This is a genomic window from Hypnocyclicus thermotrophus (assembly GCF_004365575.1).
Taxonomy (GTDB): domain Bacteria; phylum Fusobacteriota; class Fusobacteriia; order Fusobacteriales; family Fusobacteriaceae; genus Hypnocyclicus; species Hypnocyclicus thermotrophus.
This window is the reverse complement of record NZ_SOBG01000003.1, coordinates 207,201-227,638: the sequence shown is the minus strand read 5'-3', so window position 1 is coordinate 227,638 and position 20,438 is coordinate 207,201. Positions and strand designations below refer to the sequence as shown.

23 protein-coding genes are annotated in these 20,438 nt (G+C 32.3%); 18 read left to right on the top strand and 5 right to left on the bottom strand.

Going from position 1 to position 20,438, the window contains the following annotated elements:
- The first annotated feature begins 1 nt into the window (after nucleotide 1).
- The 6 genes from flgA to EV215_RS04620 all read left to right on the top strand — a co-directional run bounded on the left by flgA (nucleotide 2) and on the right by EV215_RS04620 (nucleotide 5,487).
- Entirely contained in the window at nucleotides 2-946 is a 945-nt protein-coding gene (gene flgA / locus EV215_RS04645) for a flagellar basal body P-ring formation chaperone FlgA (protein ID WP_134112825.1), read from the top strand.
- Nucleotides 947-1,046: 100 nt separating this feature from the next.
- Nucleotides 1,047-2,003, top strand: a complete 957-nt coding sequence (rsmH, locus tag EV215_RS04640; RefSeq protein ID WP_243832393.1) for a 16S rRNA (cytosine(1402)-N(4))-methyltransferase RsmH — start codon at nucleotides 1,047-1,049, stop codon at nucleotides 2,001-2,003.
- Entirely contained in the window at nucleotides 2,004-2,294 is a 291-nt protein-coding gene (locus EV215_RS04635) for a cell division protein FtsL (protein ID WP_134112824.1), read from the top strand.
- Nucleotides 2,294-3,646, top strand: coding sequence for a 23S rRNA (uracil(1939)-C(5))-methyltransferase RlmD (rlmD, locus tag EV215_RS04630; RefSeq protein ID WP_134112823.1), 1,353 nt, complete (start codon nucleotides 2,294-2,296; stop codon nucleotides 3,644-3,646). Before EV215_RS04635 ends, rlmD begins: the two co-directional genes overlap by 1 nt.
- Before the next feature lie 423 nt (nucleotides 3,647-4,069).
- Nucleotides 4,070-4,303: a helix-turn-helix domain-containing protein gene (locus tag EV215_RS04625; protein ID WP_134112822.1), complete on the top strand. Its 234-nt coding sequence runs from the start codon at nucleotides 4,070-4,072 to the stop codon at nucleotides 4,301-4,303.
- Between the two features lie 14 nt (nucleotides 4,304-4,317).
- Nucleotides 4,318-5,487 (top strand): DNA cytosine methyltransferase, encoded by a 1,170-nt coding sequence (locus tag EV215_RS04620; RefSeq protein ID WP_208320338.1) that lies wholly within the window; start codon nucleotides 4,318-4,320, stop codon nucleotides 5,485-5,487.
- Nucleotides 5,488-5,537: 50 nt separating this feature from the next.
- On the opposite strand, the gene EV215_RS04615 is transcribed toward EV215_RS04620, so the two are convergent.
- From EV215_RS04615 to EV215_RS04595, 5 genes are all read right to left on the bottom strand, one after another.
- Nucleotides 5,538-7,088 carry a hypothetical protein gene (locus EV215_RS04615; protein WP_134112820.1) on the bottom strand — a complete coding sequence of 517 codons (1,551 nt, stop codon included), beginning with the start codon at nucleotides 7,086-7,088 and terminating at the stop codon, nucleotides 5,538-5,540.
- Nucleotides 7,089-7,102: 14 nt separating this feature from the next.
- The gene (locus EV215_RS04610) at nucleotides 7,103-7,912 is read right to left on the bottom strand and encodes an LlaMI family restriction endonuclease (protein WP_134112819.1); all 810 of its coding nucleotides are present in this window, start codon (nucleotides 7,910-7,912) and stop codon (nucleotides 7,103-7,105) included.
- A gap of 6 nt (nucleotides 7,913-7,918) precedes the next feature.
- The gene (locus EV215_RS04605) at nucleotides 7,919-9,004 is read right to left on the bottom strand and encodes a DNA cytosine methyltransferase (RefSeq protein WP_134112818.1); all 1,086 of its coding nucleotides are present in this window, start codon (nucleotides 9,002-9,004) and stop codon (nucleotides 7,919-7,921) included.
- 3 nt (nucleotides 9,005-9,007) lie between these two features.
- Entirely contained in the window at nucleotides 9,008-9,475 is a 468-nt protein-coding gene (locus EV215_RS04600; protein WP_134112817.1) for a hypothetical protein, read from the bottom strand.
- A gap of 269 nt (nucleotides 9,476-9,744) precedes the next feature.
- Nucleotides 9,745-9,960 carry a helix-turn-helix domain-containing protein gene (locus EV215_RS04595; protein WP_134112816.1) on the bottom strand — a complete coding sequence of 72 codons (216 nt, stop codon included), beginning with the start codon at nucleotides 9,958-9,960 and terminating at the stop codon, nucleotides 9,745-9,747.
- 267 nt (nucleotides 9,961-10,227) lie between these two features.
- On the opposite strand from EV215_RS04595, the gene EV215_RS04590 reads away from it, so the two are divergent.
- The 12 genes from EV215_RS04590 (at nucleotide 10,228) to EV215_RS04535 (ending at nucleotide 20,437) form a co-directional block, all read left to right on the top strand.
- A complete protein-coding gene (locus tag EV215_RS04590; RefSeq protein WP_134112815.1) occupies nucleotides 10,228-12,093 on the top strand; it encodes a helix-turn-helix domain-containing protein in 1,866 nt (621 codons plus the stop codon).
- Nucleotides 12,094-12,498: 405 nt separating this feature from the next.
- Nucleotides 12,499-13,047: an RNA polymerase sigma factor gene (locus tag EV215_RS04585; protein WP_134112814.1), complete on the top strand. Its 549-nt coding sequence runs from the start codon at nucleotides 12,499-12,501 to the stop codon at nucleotides 13,045-13,047.
- 64 nt (nucleotides 13,048-13,111) lie between these two features.
- The gene (locus tag EV215_RS04580; protein ID WP_134112813.1) at nucleotides 13,112-13,780 is read left to right on the top strand and encodes a Rha family transcriptional regulator; all 669 of its coding nucleotides are present in this window, start codon (nucleotides 13,112-13,114) and stop codon (nucleotides 13,778-13,780) included.
- A gap of 14 nt (nucleotides 13,781-13,794) precedes the next feature.
- Nucleotides 13,795-14,016: a hypothetical protein gene (locus EV215_RS04575; protein WP_134112812.1), complete on the top strand. Its 222-nt coding sequence runs from the start codon at nucleotides 13,795-13,797 to the stop codon at nucleotides 14,014-14,016.
- Entirely contained in the window at nucleotides 14,000-14,437 is a 438-nt protein-coding gene (locus EV215_RS04570) for a DUF7768 domain-containing protein (protein WP_208320337.1), read from the top strand. Before EV215_RS04575 ends, EV215_RS04570 begins: the two co-directional genes overlap by 17 nt.
- Nucleotides 14,434-16,791 carry a virulence-associated E family protein gene (locus EV215_RS04565; RefSeq protein ID WP_134112811.1) on the top strand — a complete coding sequence of 786 codons (2,358 nt, stop codon included), beginning with the start codon at nucleotides 14,434-14,436 and terminating at the stop codon, nucleotides 16,789-16,791. The genes EV215_RS04570 and EV215_RS04565 overlap by 4 nt, the downstream gene beginning before the upstream one ends.
- A gap of 224 nt (nucleotides 16,792-17,015) precedes the next feature.
- Nucleotides 17,016-17,297 carry a VRR-NUC domain-containing protein gene (locus EV215_RS04560; protein WP_134112810.1) on the top strand — a complete coding sequence of 94 codons (282 nt, stop codon included), beginning with the start codon at nucleotides 17,016-17,018 and terminating at the stop codon, nucleotides 17,295-17,297.
- On the top strand, nucleotides 17,278-18,627 hold the full coding sequence (locus tag EV215_RS04555; RefSeq protein ID WP_134112809.1) for an SNF2-related protein: 1,350 nt from the start codon (nucleotides 17,278-17,280) through the stop codon (nucleotides 18,625-18,627). Before EV215_RS04560 ends, EV215_RS04555 begins: the two co-directional genes overlap by 20 nt.
- Complete coding sequence (locus tag EV215_RS04550; RefSeq protein ID WP_134112808.1) at nucleotides 18,627-18,851, top strand: hypothetical protein; 225 nt, start codon at nucleotides 18,627-18,629, stop codon at nucleotides 18,849-18,851. Before EV215_RS04555 ends, EV215_RS04550 begins: the two co-directional genes overlap by 1 nt.
- The gene (locus EV215_RS04545; RefSeq protein WP_134112807.1) at nucleotides 18,848-19,273 is read left to right on the top strand and encodes a DUF1492 domain-containing protein; all 426 of its coding nucleotides are present in this window, start codon (nucleotides 18,848-18,850) and stop codon (nucleotides 19,271-19,273) included. Before EV215_RS04550 ends, EV215_RS04545 begins: the two co-directional genes overlap by 4 nt.
- Nucleotides 19,274-19,418: 145 nt before the next feature.
- A complete protein-coding gene (locus tag EV215_RS04540) occupies nucleotides 19,419-19,778 on the top strand; it encodes an HNH endonuclease (protein WP_134112866.1) in 360 nt (119 codons plus the stop codon).
- Between the two features lie 119 nt (nucleotides 19,779-19,897).
- Complete coding sequence (locus EV215_RS04535; RefSeq protein WP_134112806.1) at nucleotides 19,898-20,437, top strand: P27 family phage terminase small subunit; 540 nt, start codon at nucleotides 19,898-19,900, stop codon at nucleotides 20,435-20,437.
- Nucleotide 20,438 lies beyond the last annotated feature (1 nt).

Here is a 20,438-nt window from a genome sequence, read left to right as displayed (position 1 = left end):
AATGAAGATAAATAAATTTTCTATAAAAATGATAGTTATGCTATCATTTTTATTTATTACAACAAATATTTTTGCATTGAATATACTAAAAAATGTTGTAGTTAATAGAAAAAATGTATATTTAAGCGATATAATTTTAACTACTGATACTGATCAATATAATAAATCCAAGAAAGTATTAATAACAGAATTAAATGAACCAGGAAGTATAAAAGAAATAAATGGTGATTATATAAGTTTAAAATTAAGATCTATTACGAATGAAAAACTTGTAATACCTAATAAAATAATTATAAAAAGAAATTTTGAATATATAGAAAAAATAAAATTAAAAAAAATAATTTTAGAGAAAGTAGAAGAAATATATAATAATGAAAATTATTATATAGAAGTAATAATTAATGGTGGAAATAAAATAAAAATCACTAAAGGAAAAAAAGAATATGAATTAGAAAGTACTAGACTTAAAGATAAAAAACTCGGAAAATACAGAGTTGCTTTAAATATAGTAGCTGATAATGAAGTTCAACAAAAAATATATTTTATTTTAGATGTAAAAGCAAAATTAATAGAGTATAGATTAAAAGAAAATGTAAAAAAAGGAGAGCTTTTTACATTGGATAAAGTAGAAAAAAGAGAAAAATATGTGTATTATAAATCATATAATAACATAATAGATATAGATAAAATAAAAACAATGATTTATAAAAATGATTTTTATAAAAATCATATTTTAAGTAATAGTGATTTTGAAATAAAAAAACTCATTAAAAAAGGTGAAAGAGTTAAAATAAAAGTTAATTATAATGGAATTAAAATAGAAGATGTAGCAATTGCAATGGAAGATGGAATAGAAGGTCAAACAATAGAAGTAAAAAATCTGAGAAGTAATAAAATTTTTTACGGTAAAGTAAGTGAAAGTGGAGAAATACTGGTCGAAAAATAATTTTCGACCATTTTTATATTATAAATGCTAGCTTGGTTGCTTTTTTTTAAAAAATAATGTAAAATAATATGAATTTAAATAAATAAAAAGGCGGTAAAGAATGTCTGAAATAAAAAGAAGAATGGATTTAGAAGATAAATATCATATACCAGTACTTTATGATGAAACAATTCAAAATTTGATTACTAATAAAAATGGAGTATATGTTGATTGTACTCTTGGAGGAGGTGGTCATTCAGAAGGAATTCTTTTAAATTTAGAAGAAAAAGGTAAATTAATATCAATAGATCAAGACATAAATGCTATAAAATTTGCAAAAGAAAGACTTGAAATATTTAATGGTAGATATCAAATATTTCAAGATAATTTTAAAAATATAGATACTGTAGTATATATGGCAGGGTATGATAAAGTGGATGGAATTCTTATGGATATAGGAGTATCATCAAAGCAATTAGATGATGCGACTAGAGGTTTTTCTTATAAATACAATGCAAAACTTGATATGCGAATGGATCAAAGTCAAGAATTATCTGCTTATGAAGTAGTAAATGAATATCCAGAAGAAGAATTATCTAGAATAATTTATAAATATGGCGAAGAAAGAAGAGCGAGAAGAATAGCTGCAGAAATAGTAAGAGCAAGAACAATTAAACCTATTGAGACAACCGATGAATTGGTAGGAATAATAAAAAAGATAATAAAAGAAAAAACAAAAAAACATCCTGCTAAAAAAGTTTTTCAAGCTATAAGAATAGAAGTAAATAAAGAATTAGAAGTATTAGAGCAAACTATTGATAAAGCAATTTCTTTATTAAAACCAGGCGGAAGATTAGCTATAATTACTTTTCATTCATTAGAAGATAGAATAGTAAAAGAAAAGTTTAGAAAATTAAGTAAAGAATGCATATGTCCACCGGAAATACCTATATGTGTATGTAATCATAAAGCAAGTATAAAATTAATTACAAGAAAGCCAATTGCACCTTCAAAAGAAGAAATGAAAACTAATAGAAGAGCACATTCTTCAAAACTTAGAGTTTGCGAGAGGATTTAAATGGAAGAGAAAAAAAATAAAACATTGAATAATATAATATATATTTTATTTATTTTCTTTTTTTTATTTGGAATAGGATATACATTGACAATTATATATAAAATGCAGCTTATGTCAGAAAATAAAAAACTAAATAAAAAAATAGATGAGTTAAATTTTGAAATAAATAAAATAAATTTAGAATTAGATAAAAAAATTGATTTAAAACAAATAGAAATAAAAGCTAAAAAAATGCTTGATATGGAAATATCAGATGAAATAATATATGTAAAAATAAATAAGGAGAAATAATGCTGAAAATAGGAGATTTGATAGAGGTAAGTATTGATAAAATAGTTTTTGGCGGAGAAGGACTAGGATATTATAATGATATTGCAATTTTTGTGCCAATGTCTGTTCCAGGAGATAAATTGAAAGTGGAGATAATTTCAAATAAAAAAACTTATGCAAGAGGACTTATAAAAAAAGTAATAAAGCCTTCAATAGATAGAGTAAGTAGTGAAAAAATAAGTTTTGAAGATTATCATGGTTGTGATTTTGCAATGATAAACTATGAAAAACAAATTGAATATAAAAAAGAAATGGTAAAAGAGGTGTTTTCTAGAATTGCGAAAATTGATAATATTCAATTTGACAAAGTACTTTTAGCTAACACAATATTTAATTATAGAAATAAGGTGATAGAACAAATTGGATATAGAAATGGAAAAGTAATATCTGGATTTTATAAAAGGAGATCACATGAAATATTTGAAGTAAAAGATAATTACCTACAACCAAAAGAAATTAATAAAATTTTTACGTATTTAAAAAATAGATTTTCTGAAAAAAAACTAACTATTTATGATGAAAGAAAACATAAAGGTATGTTAAGAAATTTAATGGCAAGAGTAAATTCTAATGGTGAAATAATGCTTGTAGTAATTATAAAAGGAAACATTATAAAAGAGTTAAAAAAAATACTAAAAGATACTTATAATAAATATAAAAATGTAATTTCTATATATATTTCAATTAATAATAATAAAACAAATTTTGCACTTGGAAATAAAAATATTTTGTTATATGGAGAAGAAACAATAAAAGAAAATTTATTTGATATAAATTTTAATATATCGCCTACATCTTTTTTTCAAATAAATATAGAACAAACAAAAAAATTATATGAATTAGCAATTTCATATTTTAATAATATAAATAATAAAAATATTGTAGATGCATATTCTGGAACTGGAACAATAGGAATGATATTATCTAAACAAGCAAAAAAAATATTTTCTATAGAATTAGCTGAATCATCTTCAAAAGATGCTGAAAAAACAGCAAAAGAAAATAATATATCAAATATTACTTTTATAAATGATACTGTAGAAAATGGGTTAACAAAATTATTAAATAGTGATGAAAAAATAGACTCTATAATTTTTGATCCACCAAGAAAAGGAATAGACAAAAATTCTTTGCAAGAAGTAATAGATAAAAATATAAATGAATTAGTATATATCTCTTGCAATCCTTCTACACTTGCAAGAGATATAGGAATATTAGTAGAAAATGGATATAAACTAATGAATCTATCTATTGTAGATATGTTTCCGCAAACAAGCCATGTGGAGACGGTGGTATTGATGTCAAGGGTGTAGAAATAGAAAGCTTGAAAGTGTAGGAAATAAAGGGTTCTGTGTATTTTGCTGATTTGCAGAATGGCATAACCCCTTGTTAAATGAGTGCTTTGTGGGAATATATCCACTGTGAAAAAGTGGCATAGTTGAGTGGACAGGATTGCTTTTGGGTAGGTTGAGAAGACAGGATAGATGTATTTAAATCAAAATATAATTAACTTTGATATACTGCTTGTATTGATTGAATGATTAAGAGTAAAAATGCTGATAAATAAATAGCTTTTTCGAGTTATAAATTTCAGATGTTATTTATTTACTGACTTTTACCATGTAAAAATTTTGATTATAGTCTTTTTGGGGATAATTAATTATCATGATATATCCTTGAATTTAACCAACATTAATGTTAAAATGAATATGATTTTGGTTATCAAGGAGGAGATTATGAAACTTCATTGCAGGTTATCAACTTTGATGGGAGAACATAGATTTTCAATACAAGAAGTACACGAGAGAACTAAACTTTCTAGAACGACAGTTTCTAATCTGTATAATGATAAGGCTACTAGGATTAATTATAAAACCATTGAAAAATTATGTTCGCTCTTTGATTGTGAGGTAGCAGAATTGTTATACATAGATGATTGTAAAAAAGGAGAAGGAGAAGAAATAAAATAATGACTAACACTAGCGTGAGTATTGAATTGACAAAAGGTCAAATTATAACAAATATTAGAAAAAAAATAGATGTTACTCGTAAGGAATTTTCAGATGCTCTTGGTTTAAGCAAAGAAGAAGAAAAAGAATTAAAGTTTTGGGAAACTGACAAGAAGGAAGTTCCAGATGAGGTTTATAAGAAAATATTAGCCTTTCCCACAGAGCCTCCTTTTGTTGCACCAAGCATAGAAAATAGTAGATTTACTCAGATAGATTTGTTTGCCGGAATTGGTGGTATTAGACTAGGTTTTCAGCGCCATGGCGGTCGAACAGTATTTTCATCAGAATGGGATAAATTTGCTCAAAAAACTTATAGGATAAATTATGGTGAAATGCCCGCAGGAGATATTACGCAAATTGACGAAAAAGATATTCCAGATCATGATATTTTGTTGGCAGGATTTCCGTGCCAACCATTTTCTCAAGCGGGGTTAAAAAAAGGATTTGAAGATGCGCGTGGTACATTATTCTTTAATATTGCTAAAATTTTAAGGGAAAAACGACCAAAAGCATTTATGCTTGAAAATGTGAAACAATTACGTGGCCATGATAAAGGAAGAACTTTGAAAGTAATTCTTTCGATTCTCAATGAACTAAATTATTACGTACCTGAACCGGAAGTATTGAACGCTTACCACTTTGGGGTACCTCAAAATAGAGAACGTATTATTATTGTTGGATTCAATAAAGATTACCTACCGGCTGATTTTGTGAAGTTTAAATATCCAAAGGGTTACGTGGATGACAGTGTTAATGTAGGAATGATTTTAGAAAAGGAAGTACCTGATAGATTTACAATATCAGACAAATTGTATCAAGGTCACTTAGAAAGAAAGAAAGCACATAAAAAGAAAGGAAATGGATTTGGTTTTTGTTTGTTTAATTCAAACAGCAAGTATACGAGCACCATTAGTGCAAGATATTATAAGGATGGAAGCGAAGCATTAATTGAGCAAAATGGGAAGAATCCTAGAATGTTAACCCCACGAGAATGTGCTAGATTACAAGGCTTTCCTGAAGAATTTATTATTGCTGTTTCAAATTCTCAAGCTTATAAGCAGTTTGGTAATTCAGTATGTATTAACGTTATTGATGCAGTTGCTAAAAGCATGCTTGATTATTTAGGTCAATATAGGATTTTATAAGAAAAACATCACTCGCAGATGGTTGTATCCAATGCGGGTGATGCTTTTTTTTATTCATGGTTTTTATTTTTGGAAAAAATAAATTCTTCAAAAGTTATAGTACCTTTATGTAATAAATCATCAGATAGTTTGTTTTGCGCTGTTAATATATATCCGCTAAATTCGTCTATCAGAGTTGCTATGCCTTTTTTTCTAACATAGCATTTCTTTGGAACACCGTTATATAAAATACAAATATAAGTTATTTCAGGGTTATATTCAAAAATTGCAGATAAATTTTCTTCAGAATTTGAAGAGTTGTTTAATAGCTTAACATTAGTAAATCTTTTTTTTGCTACACCAACACAGCTATTTTTAAGTTGGCAACTGTAACAAGCAATAGGATTAATACCTCTTAGTTCTCCATTTCCAATTGTTCCATACCGCTGACACCAAAGAATATCAAAGAAAGTTTTCATATTGGTCTTGTTTGATTGACTGGAAAGCCAAATAATTCGTTCTAATTTTCCTAGGTTTGAAAATTCATTGAAAAACTGGGTGTTAGTATTAATCCCTAATGGAAATTCATAGAAAGTTTTTACCCAAGTATCAATTGGTATTACTTCAGGATTAAGAAATCCTTGTTGTAAAAAACAAGCAATTACTTTTTCAGAATATCCTTTTAATTTATTTCCATTCTTATAAAAATCCATAAAAAATTTTTTTGTCCACATACTGTAGTTATTTTTAATATTCATAAAAGCACTTATGAAATATGCTGCTCTCCATGCATGACGATTAAAAGCATCAACTAACGTTTCAGCATAAAGTTTTTCTTCTTCAGATAATATCCCTCTAGAAAACATAGGATCGGTTACATTTGATATAAAGCTATCTTTGTTTTGCTTCCACGCATGCTCCATCACTTTAAATTCTATGCCATTAATATTAATATTTTTAATAAAATATTCATCAAATAATTTGTTCATTGCAGACTTAAGTGTTGAAAATTTTGGAAATTGAAGAAAACAACTATTTGATACATCGTATAAGTTAGGAATAGCATAAAACTCTAGATGACTCCATTTTTTTGGCATTACAACTTTTTCACCAAAAGCACTCATGAAATTATATAGCATACGCATTTCACTTTGTCTTCCGGTTTTAGGTTGCCATGCAGCGACAAAGCGAATAATTGAAAAAATCTCCTCGTAGAACTTACCATAGGGAACAAATTCCCCATATGAAAATTGAATGTACTCCCAAAGATCTGTGAATAAAGCTATATATTGTTCGTTCCCATTGCAACATTCAATAACATCTGATTTTGATATTTTTTCTGAATATCCAATACGCTCAGATAGCTCTAATTTAATTTTTTCATTAGTGAGTTCATTTGATTCTACATTAGTTAAAACAGTGAATATGGCATTGCAAGAATTCTCTTCTATTTGGTAACTTACAGCAACTGGGCAAGCAAGAATTCGCTGTTTATTAACATATGTATTGATATAAATAATGGGGAATTGTGGCAAATCAGGATAATATAATTCAATTTTTGGAATCCATGGTAAAGGTATATGGTTAATGACTATTTTAATTTCATTAGTTAGCTTAAACATGATATACCTCCTTGTTATTCATAACATTCTATAATTAAACTATCCCAAAATGAATTATTAGCTCTCCATTGTGAATATGGTCTTTTATTTCCTTGGTACATTCCGCTATCAAAAAACACAATACCTTTTTTGACTAAGTTCAACCAATTATCATAGGTTATAGGCTCTCCGAAACAAATTTTTTGATATGTTCCATCTAGACCTTTTTTACAAGTAAACCAACCCTCATGATTAAATTTATCTTCCAATTTGGCCTGAAGACATTTGTCGGTTCGTTTAGAAGTTGGCGAATATTCTCCAAACCATCTAGCTATTTCTAAATTGTCTTGTCGTAATTCAACGGGAACGACTTGTGATTTGTTTATACGCTTATCTTGGCTATAAGAATATATGGCAATAATGTCTTTATTATTATCTATTATAAGTACCTGTCCAAAATTATTATAACCATGAATAGTTGGGCATGGGCTCCCAGACCAAGAGTATCTACCACCTTTAAGTGGGTTTGGTTTACCAAATATCCTACAAAAACTATCTTGGCGATCAGAGGCAGTGTTGCCATCAAAACAATGCACATATTCACCAGTTTTAAAAATATATCTGTTTGCAGACCAATCACCAAAAGTAGTCTTACTTGTGGTTTCATTTTTTAATTCATATCCAAATAAATCAGCTTCGTTTGATGCGTTGGCACTTATTCCGAATTGGCGTTCTAACCAATGACCTTCTCTACCATCATGATGAATGTTTGAGCCTGTTGTGTCTGGGCGTCTTCCTTTTACATTAGCATAAAATAATTGAATGATTCGTTCTTTGTTAGTCATATTTTTTCACTCCTTATGTAAAAATAATTTTTTATATATTGCTTCTAAGACTGGAACTACAATGCTATTTCCAGCTTGTCTGTATAGACTTGTGTTACTTACTAATTTACTAGCCTTATCAAAATCGGCATCATTAACTCCCATAAATCGCCAAGTTTCTCTAGGGGTTAGTCGCCTTGCTGGATATTTTCCATCATCCCGAACGGGTCCTGATACTAATTGTCGTCTTTTTTTAGTACGAAAATCTTTTAAAAATGTACCTTTCCAATAATTTGAATCTAGGCAATAAATATAATCTTGACTAATAGGTTCATCACTTACTTGATTATTTTTTAAATAAAAATTAATGGGGACATCATCTTCTAATAGATCGTTCATAAAAATAGATAGTTCTCTGATTGGTGGAAACGTGAATTCTTCATGGCTATCAAGAATACTGATACAAAATACTCTTTCTCTATTTTGAGGAATTCCATAATCACGAGCGTTTAATACATCCCAATAGTTTTTATATCCTAATCTTTTTAAATAGAGTAAGAATTCTTCAAAGTTTTTTATGTGATTTTTACCGATTAGGTTTTTTACGTTTTCCATCATTAAATATTTCGGCCTCTTTTTTTCAATAATTTTGCAGCATTCCCAAAGAAGTGAAGAGCGAGTCCCTGAGTCTGCATCTAATCCATTTTGATAACCAGCAATAGAAATATCTTGGCAAGGAAATGAGTATGTAAAAAAATCAAAGTCCGGTAATTTATCGGGGTTAATTGTACGAATATCCCCAAAATTTTTACTAAGTTTATTAGCAAGATACATGTCTTTTAACTTTTGACCCTTTAAATTCTTTGCTTTGTTTTTAAAAGTCTTATAATCGAGTGGAACATTGATTTTTTCTAGAAAATTAAGCATTTGCTCATCTGAAATCAATAATTCCTTTTTTCTTTCTTCCAATAAATTTTCATGGATTGCAGCATATGAACGAATTACATCACCATCGATTTCTGATATACCAACAATCTCATGAGGTATGTTTGCATTTTTTAGGGCTAGACGTTGACTTCCATATCCAGCAAACGCTTCAAATACTTTTAACATTATTTAATACCTCTTACAAACATGCTCTGGATAGGCATTTGAAAAGTCATTTTCAATTTTTTCACCAACAAGAACAAGATTTCTTTCTAAGTATTCTGCAAGATTTTTATTATTTTCTAGTAGTAAATATGATTGAGGGGCAACAAATCCAGGGACATTTTTTCGCAAGTCATCTAAAGTTATGGGATAAACCTTTTGAAAACCCTTAATTTCCATGCCATATCTGTAATTCTTGAGATACTCATCAATTCTAGTAGAAATCTCAAAACTATTAGAATATTTTTCTTTCCAATCTGAAAGCGTATGTTTTTCACCAAAATATAAAATTCCACAAACTGCTTTTACCGGTTTACTAACATACATATAAGCGAATTTGCAGTCTTTTGGAAAAGTCCTACGGTATTCAATTAATTTAATTTGGTTTAAAATCTTTTCATAAATGCTTGGCCAAAAACTCATTATTGGTGTCATTGTATCGGTTTTACCTCCTGATTTTTATCATTGTTATAATATATTTTTTTTGATTACAATCTGATGGCTTGTATGATTTAAGCAATATATTTACAGTATCATCTTGTGCTAATTGGAATTGACAATCTTTATAAAATATAATCAGTTTGCAAACTTACTTTCAATAATTTAAATAGTGTAACAACTTTTTAAACTTTACATCATTGTGAAAGATATATAATTAGTTGAAAGTAATATGCTATTAAGTAAAATAAAAAACTTAGATAAGATTAGTTAGGAGGTTTGTCATTTACAATCTCAACTATATCAGAAATATCACAGTCAAGTGCTTTGCAAACTTTAGTTAACGTTTCAGTGTTTACATTCTGATTTTTTGCCATTTTCGTGATGGAAGAAGAGCTTATTCCAGCAGCAATCTGTAAGTCTTTTTTTTTCATATCTTTGTCAATAAGTAATTTCCATAATTTTTTGTAACTTATAGGCATCTATTTCCACCTCTCAATAAAATATAAAACTTTGAATAATAACGACTAAATAATTTGTCGCTTTTAAAATTATATCATTTGGAAGTGTAAAAAACAATGTATATTGCATGAAAATTGTTGTGATAACAAGAATATTTAGTTAAAACGATTGAAACATCTATTTTTGAGTGTTACAATATTATCCAAAGGGATATGTAAAAAATGTAAGAAAGTTAAAAGTCAGAAAAATATATTTTATTATATTGCCTGTTGGAGGGGGTTGTTGTAATGGCGGGTAATCGTTCTTTTAGGGATTATGTGGCAGATAGGTTCGAAAATGAAATGTATGCTGCTATACAGAGTTATGCCACGGATAATTATAATAATTTGGATTTACAGCTATATAGAGTTAGAAAGATAGGTGGTATAGAATTATCAGATATAGAAGTAAAGTTTGTATCTGTTAGTGATTTACCAGATATGGAAATAGAATTTGATGTCGTTGTTGGGGTTGAACTGGAAGTTCGTGAGGCAGATTATCATTATGATGAATCGGAATATTGTAGTCAGTGGTTTACGCTGAAATGTTCTGGAAATCTGGAGTGTAATTTAAATGACTTTGCAATTTTAAGTGTAGCTGAGTATACCAACAAAAATAAACAACCCAAACCTATGTCAGATGCTCTTGTGCCAATTATTTATAAAAATCAGCTAGAAGAGATAGCAACACAGTTTTTAAAGGATTATTATCCTAAAGCATTGTTACAACCCATGCCAGTTGATCCAATGGAACTTGCTAAGGGAATGGGCTTGAATATTGAAGTAAGGAATATCACAAAGGATTGCTCTGTTTTTGGCCAAATATTTTTTCATAATAGTACATCTGAGTTTTATGATAAAGACTCAGATGAATTAGTGTCAGTAGATGTAAATGAAAAAACCATATTTGTTGACCCTGAAACTTATTTTTTGTATAACCTAGGTAAAGTTAATAATACCATCATCCATGAGTGTGTTCATTGGGATAAACATCGAAAGGCTTTTGAACTTGAGCGTTTGTACAATAGTGAAGCTAGTAGAATTAAGTGCCAAGCTATTGGTGGTGTTGCTGGCAATAGTAGAGACGCGACAGAATGGATGGAATGGCAGGCAAATGCACTTGCTCCGAGAATCCAAATGCCAATGGGTATGTTCAAAACTCAGGCATGGAAATTTATTAAACAATTTCGAGAATCAACTGGGAAGTTTGATATTATTGATGTTATTGAACCTGTTATAGATGCATTATCAACCTTTTTCTGTGTATCTCGTACTGCAGCAAAAATTCGAATGGTAGATGCTGGATTTGAGGAAGCAATAGGCACATTTACATATATTGATGGAAGATATGTTGCTACACATCGTTTTAAAAAGGGCATATTAAAAGAACATCAGACTTTTTCTATTAGTGCAGAAGAGGCAGCTATACAGAGCATAACAAATCAAAAATTATCTAGACTTGTTGGGGATGGTAGTTATCAATATGTTGATGCACATTTCGTATTTAATCATCCTAAATATTTAACCCAAGATGATAATGAATTTACTATATTAACTGATTACGCTCGTAATCATATGGAAGAATGCTGTCTTGTTTTTGACATGACAGTCAAGTCTGGAACTAAAAAGGATTATCATAGTGTATGTTTTCTCAATAAGGATAAGGATTCAACAGTAAGTTTTAATATCGTATATGGTGATGGTTATGCATATGCTGACCATGATAAACAAATCAAATTAGTAGAAGATGTTGTTATGGATGAAATGAGAGTATATAAGTCTTTGCCAAATGATTTTTGTGAATCATTGAAAGTTGTGTTAAAATGGCGTGGAATTACGTATAAGGAGTTAGAAAAGAAAATTATGGTTGATGACCAGACAATTAGCAGAATTGCGAATGGTAAACGTGATCCTTCTATAAATACGTTGGTATTAATTTGTCTAGGATTACATTTACCACCCAACATCAGTAAGCATATTATTGATAAATCGCCTTGCACTTTAAACTTTTGTAAACAAGAACATATATGGTATGATTTTGCATTGACTCACCTATCAAAGCAATCTATGGAATCAATATTTGACTTTTTACATGACCATAATATTGCAGTATAAAATTAAAATATAAAGTGGACGTACCTCGTCCACTTTTACATAATATATGAGCCATACATGAACTCAATTATGAGTTTGTGTATGGCTTTTTTATTTTTTTCTCAATCTATTGCAACTGTCACAGTATAGGACGCAACAAGTCCAACAGGAGGGTTCAATTTCTCATTACAATGTAAATATAGAGACTCACTCTATATAAAATAATATCTCAATGTCCGAGATGCGCATTAGGACGGCGGGATGCATAAGAGTTCAGAACACAGTGATAAAGACTGTGTTTGGAATGAAGATGCACCCACCGTGGTTTCCTGCGCCCAATTTTGGACAAGTGGAGTCTGTGGTCATCTTAGCCACAGGCTCTTTTTGTATTCCGCCGCCCAATGACAGGACGGAAAGGAATACTTAATGAAGATTCGAGTTTTATATGAAGACAACATCAAAAACGGTCACAAGTTCTACACCACAATTGAAATTCCAGATAATGATTACAGTGTCATGCTAGATATTGACTATGAGCAACGTCTTGCAGAGGCAAAGCCAGAAAAGAAGGCAGAAGTAAAGCGTTGTGAGACTGTACAGGAAATGTTTGACCTCATGAACAGTAAAGAATACAACCACTGGCGTAGATATCATAGACATCTTGGCAATCCAAAGACTCCCTACCGCAAGGATGATGAATCTGAGGATGAAACTGACGTAATGGATACCATTGCAGACGATACACAAGAAATTGAACGTAATCACCAATATGAATATGAGGATGTATGTCAAAAAATACGTTCTGCTCTTGGTAAAAAACAGGAATGGGCAGACATCTTTATTGCAGTAAGAATCGATGGAACTCCTATAAGAGAATATGCCAAGAGCTTAGGTGTAAATGAAAATAACATTACAAAAAAACTAAAACGCGCAGAGAAAAAATTAAAAGAAATTTTTGAAAAATGTCAGATTTGACCTTCTCCCAAGGCTACTAGGTAGGAGGTCAATCCTCCAAATAAAATTTAAGGAGGTAATTCTGATGAGAGAATTAATACCTAAAGATCAATACGGAGTGTTTGCCGACAGAAAGGATACTGCAAGAGTAGACAGTTTATATGTGGCAGAGTTCTTTGAAAAACAACACAAACATGTTCTGCGGGATATTGCAAGAATTACTGAGCCCAAATCTGGGCTGAGTGAAGATTTTATTCATTCTAATTTTAAATCTGATTTTTATAAGGACAGTACAGGCAGAAAGCTACCCTGTTATTTTATGACACGAGACGGCTTTACAATGTTGGTGATGGGATACACAGGGCAAAAAGCAATGAAGTTCAAAGAACTTTACATTCGCAGGTTCAACGAGATGGAGAGTTTCATTAAAACCCTTGTATCTGCAAGACAAGAATTTCCATTGTTGACCTCAAACATAAAGCTACTTCATGAAAATCCTAAGCCATATCACTTCAGTAATGAATGTAATATGTTAAATCGCATCGTTATCGGAATGACTGCAAAGCAGTTTAGACTAGCAAATGGCATTGAAAAAGGAAAAAGCATTCGCCCCTATCTATCTGATGAGCAGATTACAATGCTAGATACATTACAAAAAGTAGATGTTGGCTTATTAGTAGCTATTCCAGATTACGGGCAGCGTAAGCGTTATTTGGAATGGTACAAGTTGAAGATGGAAGAAAACAAAAATTAAGGAGGGGTTTTACTATGTTTTATGTGAAGGAAAGATTGAATGATTCTATGGAGATATCCATTGAAATAACTGATGAGAATGTTTTTTGTCACTGCCCAATGTGTGGTGCTGAAGTAATGGTTGATATTGGAGAAATCTTAGGTGATGGTGAAAGTGATTTATTTGGTACTGCAATATATTGTAATGAATGTAGTAAAAAAATTAGAGACGGAGGTGGTTATGATGAACATAAATAAATTTAATGCTGAAAGATATCATGACCCTACTCCATATGAAGCAATAACCAATATTGTAAAGGAAGAGAAAGCAGCGTTAAAACCTGCTTTCCGTCCATTGGTGTACATTTGCTCCCCTTTTAGTGGCAATACCAAATGCAACATCAAACGAACTCAGGAATTTTGCCGTTTTGCATTAGAGAATGGAAATATTCCTCTAGCACCTCATCTCATGTTTCCACAATTTATGAATGATGCTGATGCGAAAGAACGTGACCTTGCCATTTTCATGGATATTATCCTTATGGGTAAATGCCAAGAGGTATGGGTACTTGGAGATGTAATATCTAACGGTATGAGCATCGAAATTAATAAAGCAAAAAGTCGAAAACAAAAGGTCAGGTATTTTAACAGCAAGTTTGCGGAGGTAGATACTCTATGAAAATAGCATATGGTAACAGCCGATTGGATAAGAAATGGAAAAACAGTGATGTTACTTGGGAAGATTTCTGTAATCGGGTCAAAACAACACAACGTACTACCGAAACTCAAGAAGAATATCGAAAGATGAAAAAGGGTGGACAGGATTCCATTAAGGATGTTGGTGGCTTTGTTGGTGGTCATTTAAAAAATGGAAGAAGAAAGAAAGGCAATGTATTATCACGATCTATGCTTACACTTGATATGGATTATGGAACACCTAATATATGGGGAGAAATTTGCACCTTATTTCCATATCAATGTTGTATTTATTCAACACATAAACACACACCGAAAAGTCCAAGATTACGTCTTATTATTCCTTTTTTAAGAGATGTTAGTGAAGAGGAGTATGTAGCAGTTAGTCGAATGGTTGCAAAAGAAATCGGTATAGATCTTTTTGACGATACAACCTACGAACCGGAAAGGTTGATGTATTGGCCGTCCACTTCTAGGAACGGTGAGTTTGTATATAAGGAAAAAGATGGGGCATTGCTTGATCCAGATATATTTTTAGATAAATACGATGATTGGCGTGATACAACGACTTGGCCAGTATCAAGCAGGCAATCTGAAGTAATAAATCGCTCATTAAAAGAACAGGCTGATCCGCTTTCTAAAGAGGGGGTTGTCGGTACTTTTTGCCGTACTTATTCCGTGAGAGCAGCAATTGATAAATTTCTTAAAGAGGTATATGAGCCTTCTGCTATTTCAGGCAGATATGATTATATACCTGCTGATTCAAGTGCTGGTGTCATTATCTATGATGATAAGTTCGCATATTCTCATCATGCGACAGATCCTGCAAGTGGTAGGCTACTCAATGCCTTTGACATGGTCCGTATTCATAAATTTGGCAATCTTGATGATAGAGTAGTACAAACAACATCTCCCAGCAAACTTCCGTCATATATAGCTATGTGTGAGTTTGCCATTAAAGATGAAGAAGTAAAAGCTCAGTTTGCAAAAGAGCGTATTGAACAAACTGTGGTTGAGTTTACCCAAAGTGATTGGCAGACAGCACTTGAACTGGATAAGCAAGGAAAAATCAAGGAAACCCTTGATAATATTGTTCTTATTCTTCGAAATGATTCGGAACTACAGTCCATTGCTTTTAATAAACACCGTGATGGTATTGATGCAAAAAACGGACTACCTTGGGTACAAATGAAGGATGGTTGGAGCGATTCTGATAATGCAGCATTGAAAGTGTATCTTTCTAATAAATATGGAATTTATTCACCTACAAAAACAAAGGATGCAATACTGGCTGTAGCAGCAGAACGTGCCTATCACCCTATAAAAGAATATCTTGACAACCTACCAGAATGGGATAGTGTGAAAAGAGTTGAAACTTTGCTTGTCGATTATTTTGGAGCAACTGATAATTCCTATACAAGAGCAGTTACAAGAAAGATGATGGTCGCGGCGGTAACCCGTATTTATCATCCAGGTACAAAGTTTGACAGTGTACTGATACTTAACGGTCCACAAGGAATTGGTAAGTCCACATTCTTTGCAAAGCTTGCTGGGGATTGGTTTTCTGATAGCTTAACGCTTACGGATATGAAAGATAAATCTGGTGCTGAAAAACTGCAGGGATATTGGATTTTGGAACTAGGAGAACTTAATGGTATGCGAAAAACCGATGTAGAAACGGTAAAATCCTTTATTACCCGTGTGGATGATAAGTATCGTGCATCGTATGGGATTAATGTGGAAAGTCATCCCAGACAGTGTATTATTGTAGGCTCAACCAATGCTGAAAGTGGGTTCTTGCGAGATATAACAGGTAACCGTAGATTTTGGCCTGTACCGATACAAGGTGGATCAAAAAAGAAATCCTGGCAAATGTCTGTATATGATGTGGAGCAGATATGGGCAGAAACTTTGCTTATGTATGCAAAAGGAGAAAAACTCTATCTTGAAGGTCAAGAGGCTAATATTGCAACACTTGAACAGGCAGATGCAATGGAATCAGATGAGCGTGAAGGATTGGTTCGCAGTTACCTTGATATTTTACTTCCTAAGGATTGGGACAATATGTCTTTATTCGAACGTCGTAATTTTTTAAACGGTAGTGAATTTGGTGGAGATAACCATGAAGGGTCGGTTAAACGAACTTTTGTCTGTAATATGGAAATATGGTGTGAATGTTTTGGAAAAGAGGCATCCGCATTAAAGCCTGCTGATTCATATGCTATTGCTGCTATTATGCGTAAGCTCTCCGAGTGGAACAAGTATAAAGGGAACAAGAACGGAACAATGATGTTCCCAATTTACGGTAAGCAGCGTTGTTACTCTCGAAGCGAGTAACGGTAGTTCACTTGTTCTTAGGTTGTTTCCGATGTTGTTTTCTTAAAAACATAGGAAATATCGATACTTTGGCTTTTGAGGAATAACAGGAACAAGAATTTACCTACTTAATAATTAATTAAAAATAAAAGGTAAATAGCGTGTGCATATGTATGTATGCGCGCGTATAGGAAAATCGTCCAAAGTTGTGCCTGTTGTTCCTTATGCCGGAAATGGAGGATTTTATGCAAGAAAAATATATAGAAAGAAAGCTTGTAGCAGCAGTGAAGAAGATGGGAGGAATGGCACCCAAATTTGTAAGTCCTGGTTTAGATGGTGTGCCAGACAGAATTGTGCTTTTACCTATGGGGAAAATTGCTTTTGTTGAATTAAAGACCCCTGGTAAAAAAATGAGGGCTTTACAAGTAAGACAAAAAGATAAGTTGGAATCACTTGGCTTTTCGGTTTACTGCATTGATAGAATTGAGCAGATTGGAGGGATACTCAATGAAATACAATCCACATAAATATCAAAATTATGCAACAGACTTTATTTTAAAGCACCCCGTATCTGCGGTATTTCTAGAAATGGGTCTTGGTAAAAGTATAATTACTTTAACTGCTATATTTGAACTTTGCATGGACAGCTTCCTTGTTAGAAAAGTTTTAGTGATTGCGCCTCTTCGTGTGGCGAGAGATACATGGCCTGAGGAAATAGAGAAATGGGATCATTTAAAAGGACTTTCCTATTCTGTGGCAGTGGGTAGTGAAAAAAATAGAATAAATGCTCTTATGAAAAGAGCAACGGTTTATATCATTAATCGTGAAAATGTAGATTGGCTTGTAAATAAGAGTGGTATTCCTTTTGATTTTGATATGGTTGTTATTGATGAGCTGTCATCATTTAAATCCTATGGTGCCAAGCGTTTCAAAAGTCTTTTGAAAGTTAGACCCAAAGCAAAAAGGATTGTTGGTCTAACAGGTACTCCTTCAAGTAATGGACTTATGGATTTATGGGCAGAGTTTCGGATCCTTGATTTGGGTCAAAGACTTGGAAGGTATATCACCCACTACCGTAATACCTTCTTTTGCCCAGACAAACGAAATGCTCAAATGATTTTTTCATATAAACCACTTCCAGGTGCTGAAGAGAAGATTTATAAGCAGATATCAGATATTACTATCTCCATGAAATCCTGTGATTATCTGAAAATGCCAGAATGTGTGATAAACAAAGTCTTTGCTTTTCTTGATGATAAGGAATGGTCGATATATTCGGATTTTAGAGATGATATGGTGGCAAAACTTGGAGATGATGAAATTGATGCAGCTAATGCTGCGGTTCTTTCAGGGAAACTCCTCCAGATGGCAAATGGTGCTGTCTATGATGAAGAAAATAGAACACATCATATTCATAACCGTAAACTTGATATTCTTGAAGATTTAATTGAAGGTGCTAATGGTAAGCCTGTACTTATCGCCTATTGGTATAAGCATGACTTTGAACGAATAAACAAAAGGTTTAATGTAAGACAGATAAAAACATCAAAAGATATTAAGGATTGGAATGAAGGTAAAATTCCTATTGCTGTAATTCATCCTGCATCTGCAGGACATGGTCTAAACCTTCAAAAAGGAGGTTCAACGCTTATATGGTTTGGTCTTACCTGGTCTTTAGAACTCTACAGCCAAACAAATGCAAGGCTTTACAGGCAAGGGCAAAAAGATATGGTTGTCATCCACCATATAATTACAAAAGGCACAATTGATGAAGATGTAATGAAAGCACTTATCAGAAAAGAAAACTCCCAAGCCTCTCTAATAAAAGCTGTAAAAGCAAAGTTGGAGGTGGTGTGATGATTGAACCGTATGAACAACTTGCAAATGCCATTATATTGCAAGCTGTTAAAGATTATAGGGATGCACTAAAAAAAATTAAAAATTGTCCTCGTTATGAGCCTGCAAAAGGTACTATAGCTGAAGTAGAGAGATTTTTCCACTCTGATTGTTATAGAGAACTTACTTCTATTGATGGGGATTTTTTGATAACAAAACTAAGAATGGAGGTGTTTGGGGAATGAAAGCTAAAGAATATTTACATCAGGCTTACAGACTTGATCAAAGGATAAATTCAGACATTGAAGAAATAGAACGTTTAAGAGCGATGGCAACAAGTGTTTCTTCTCCAAACTGGGATGAGAAGGTTAGTCATTCTCGTAATACTAATGCTCCATTTGTGAGATGCCTTGAGCGGATTATGGATTTAGAAAATAAAATCAATGCTGAGGTTGATCGCCTTGTGAATCTTAAAGAACAAGTCCGTGAAGTTATAGAAAAAGTGTCAAACACGGATGAGCAGATGGTTCTTCGTTATCGTTATATCCATAACCTCACTTGGGAACAGATTGGTGATGAACTAAATGCTGATAAGAGTACAGTTAGAAGATGGCATGGGAATGCATTAAACCATGTAGTGTTACCAGAAAAACCAATAACAATTTAAAAGTTGCATCGAAATAAGCAGTTTTGAGCAGAGATAAGCACCTTACATTTACGATATAGTATAATCAGCAAAAAAGAATTGATATAAGCCTTGTGGGAGAAATTCCTGCAGGGCTTTTTCTATGCCAGAAAAGGGAGGTGAACATGTGCCAAGAAAACCAAAACATCCATGTAGCTATCCAGGATGCCCAAACCTAACGGAGGGACAGTACTGTGAAATTCATAGGACACAAGAGCGAAGACGCTACGATAAGTATGAGCGTTCTAAAGATGTTAATAAAAAGTATGGAAGAGCCTGGAAAAGAATTCGTGACAGATATATTTCACAACATCCTTTGTGTGAAATGTGTCAAAAAGACGGCAAACTAACTCCCGCAAAAGAAGTACATCATATTGTTCCTATCTCTCAAGGTGGTACACATGATAAAAGTAATTTAATGTCTCTTTGTAAATCTTGTCACAATAAGATTCATTTTGAACTTGGTGATAGGCAGATTCGTAAGTGACCCAAGGGGTATCTAAATCTCTACACCTTTTATGCCGGGCAACGGCCTGGGGTCTTGCGTACAAAAATCAGAAATCAAAGGGGGTATTAACCCTATCAAAGGAAGTGGGGTGTATAGAGGTGGCAAAGGACGGTACTGCAAGAGGTGGTCAGCGAGTTGGTTCAGGTAGAAAAAGCAAAGCATTAACAGACAAAATTGCTGACGGAAGATTAAAAGGCACAAGGGTACTTCCGGAGCCTATTGATATTGAAGGAGCAGATATACCGCCTGTAAAAGATTATCTAAAGGCAGCTCAAAAAAATGGTAAAGACCTATGTGCTGAAGGAGTGTATAGAGATACATATCAATGGCTTAAAGAACGTGGCTGTGAAATGTTAGTAAACAACCAGCTTATCGAGCAATATGCCATGAGCGTTTCTCGTTGGATTCAATGTGAGGAATGTATCTCTGAATATGGATTTCTTGCTAAACATCCAACAACTGGAAATGCTATAGCATCTCCATATGTATCAATGAGTCAGACCTACATGAAACAGGTAAATCAGTGTTGGTATCAGATTTATCAGATAGTGAAAGAAAACTGTAGCGTTGAGTTTGGAGGAAATAGTCCACAAGACGATTTGATGGAGCGATTACTTACTGCGAGGAAAGGAAAATGAT

Excerpts from the sequence above, each read along its gene's own strand:
- flgA (WP_134112825.1), top strand. The coding sequence starts at position 2 with ATGAAGATAAATAAATTTTCTATAAAAATGATAGTTATGCTATCATTT.
- rsmH (WP_243832393.1), top strand. The coding sequence starts at position 1,047 with ATGTCTGAAATAAAAAGAAGAATGGATTTAGAAGATAAATATCATATA.
- EV215_RS04635 (WP_134112824.1), top strand. The coding sequence starts at position 2,004 with ATGGAAGAGAAAAAAAATAAAACATTGAATAATATAATATATATTTTA.
- rlmD (WP_134112823.1), top strand. The coding sequence starts at position 2,294 with ATGCTGAAAATAGGAGATTTGATAGAGGTAAGTATTGATAAAATAGTT.
- EV215_RS04625 (WP_134112822.1), top strand. The coding sequence starts at position 4,070 with ATGAAACTTCATTGCAGGTTATCAACTTTGATGGGAGAACATAGATTT.
- EV215_RS04615 (WP_134112820.1), bottom strand. The coding sequence starts at position 7,088 with ATGTTTAAGCTAACTAATGAAATTAAAATAGTCATTAACCATATACCT.
- EV215_RS04610 (WP_134112819.1), bottom strand. The coding sequence starts at position 7,912 with ATGACTAACAAAGAACGAATCATTCAATTATTTTATGCTAATGTAAAA.
- EV215_RS04605 (WP_134112818.1), bottom strand. The coding sequence starts at position 9,004 with ATGTTAAAAGTATTTGAAGCGTTTGCTGGATATGGAAGTCAACGTCTA.
- EV215_RS04600 (WP_134112817.1), bottom strand. The coding sequence starts at position 9,475 with ATGACACCAATAATGAGTTTTTGGCCAAGCATTTATGAAAAGATTTTA.
- EV215_RS04595 (WP_134112816.1), bottom strand. The coding sequence starts at position 9,960 with ATGCCTATAAGTTACAAAAAATTATGGAAATTACTTATTGACAAAGAT.
- EV215_RS04590 (WP_134112815.1), top strand. The coding sequence starts at position 10,228 with ATGGCGGGTAATCGTTCTTTTAGGGATTATGTGGCAGATAGGTTCGAA.
- EV215_RS04585 (WP_134112814.1), top strand. The coding sequence starts at position 12,499 with ATGAAGATTCGAGTTTTATATGAAGACAACATCAAAAACGGTCACAAG.
- EV215_RS04580 (WP_134112813.1), top strand. The coding sequence starts at position 13,112 with ATGAGAGAATTAATACCTAAAGATCAATACGGAGTGTTTGCCGACAGA.
- EV215_RS04575 (WP_134112812.1), top strand. The coding sequence starts at position 13,795 with ATGTTTTATGTGAAGGAAAGATTGAATGATTCTATGGAGATATCCATT.
- EV215_RS04570 (WP_208320337.1), top strand. The coding sequence starts at position 14,000 with ATGATGAACATAAATAAATTTAATGCTGAAAGATATCATGACCCTACT.
- EV215_RS04565 (WP_134112811.1), top strand. The coding sequence starts at position 14,434 with ATGAAAATAGCATATGGTAACAGCCGATTGGATAAGAAATGGAAAAAC.
- EV215_RS04560 (WP_134112810.1), top strand. The coding sequence starts at position 17,016 with ATGCAAGAAAAATATATAGAAAGAAAGCTTGTAGCAGCAGTGAAGAAG.
- EV215_RS04555 (WP_134112809.1), top strand. The coding sequence starts at position 17,278 with ATGAAATACAATCCACATAAATATCAAAATTATGCAACAGACTTTATT.
- EV215_RS04550 (WP_134112808.1), top strand. The coding sequence starts at position 18,627 with ATGATTGAACCGTATGAACAACTTGCAAATGCCATTATATTGCAAGCT.
- EV215_RS04545 (WP_134112807.1), top strand. The coding sequence starts at position 18,848 with ATGAAAGCTAAAGAATATTTACATCAGGCTTACAGACTTGATCAAAGG.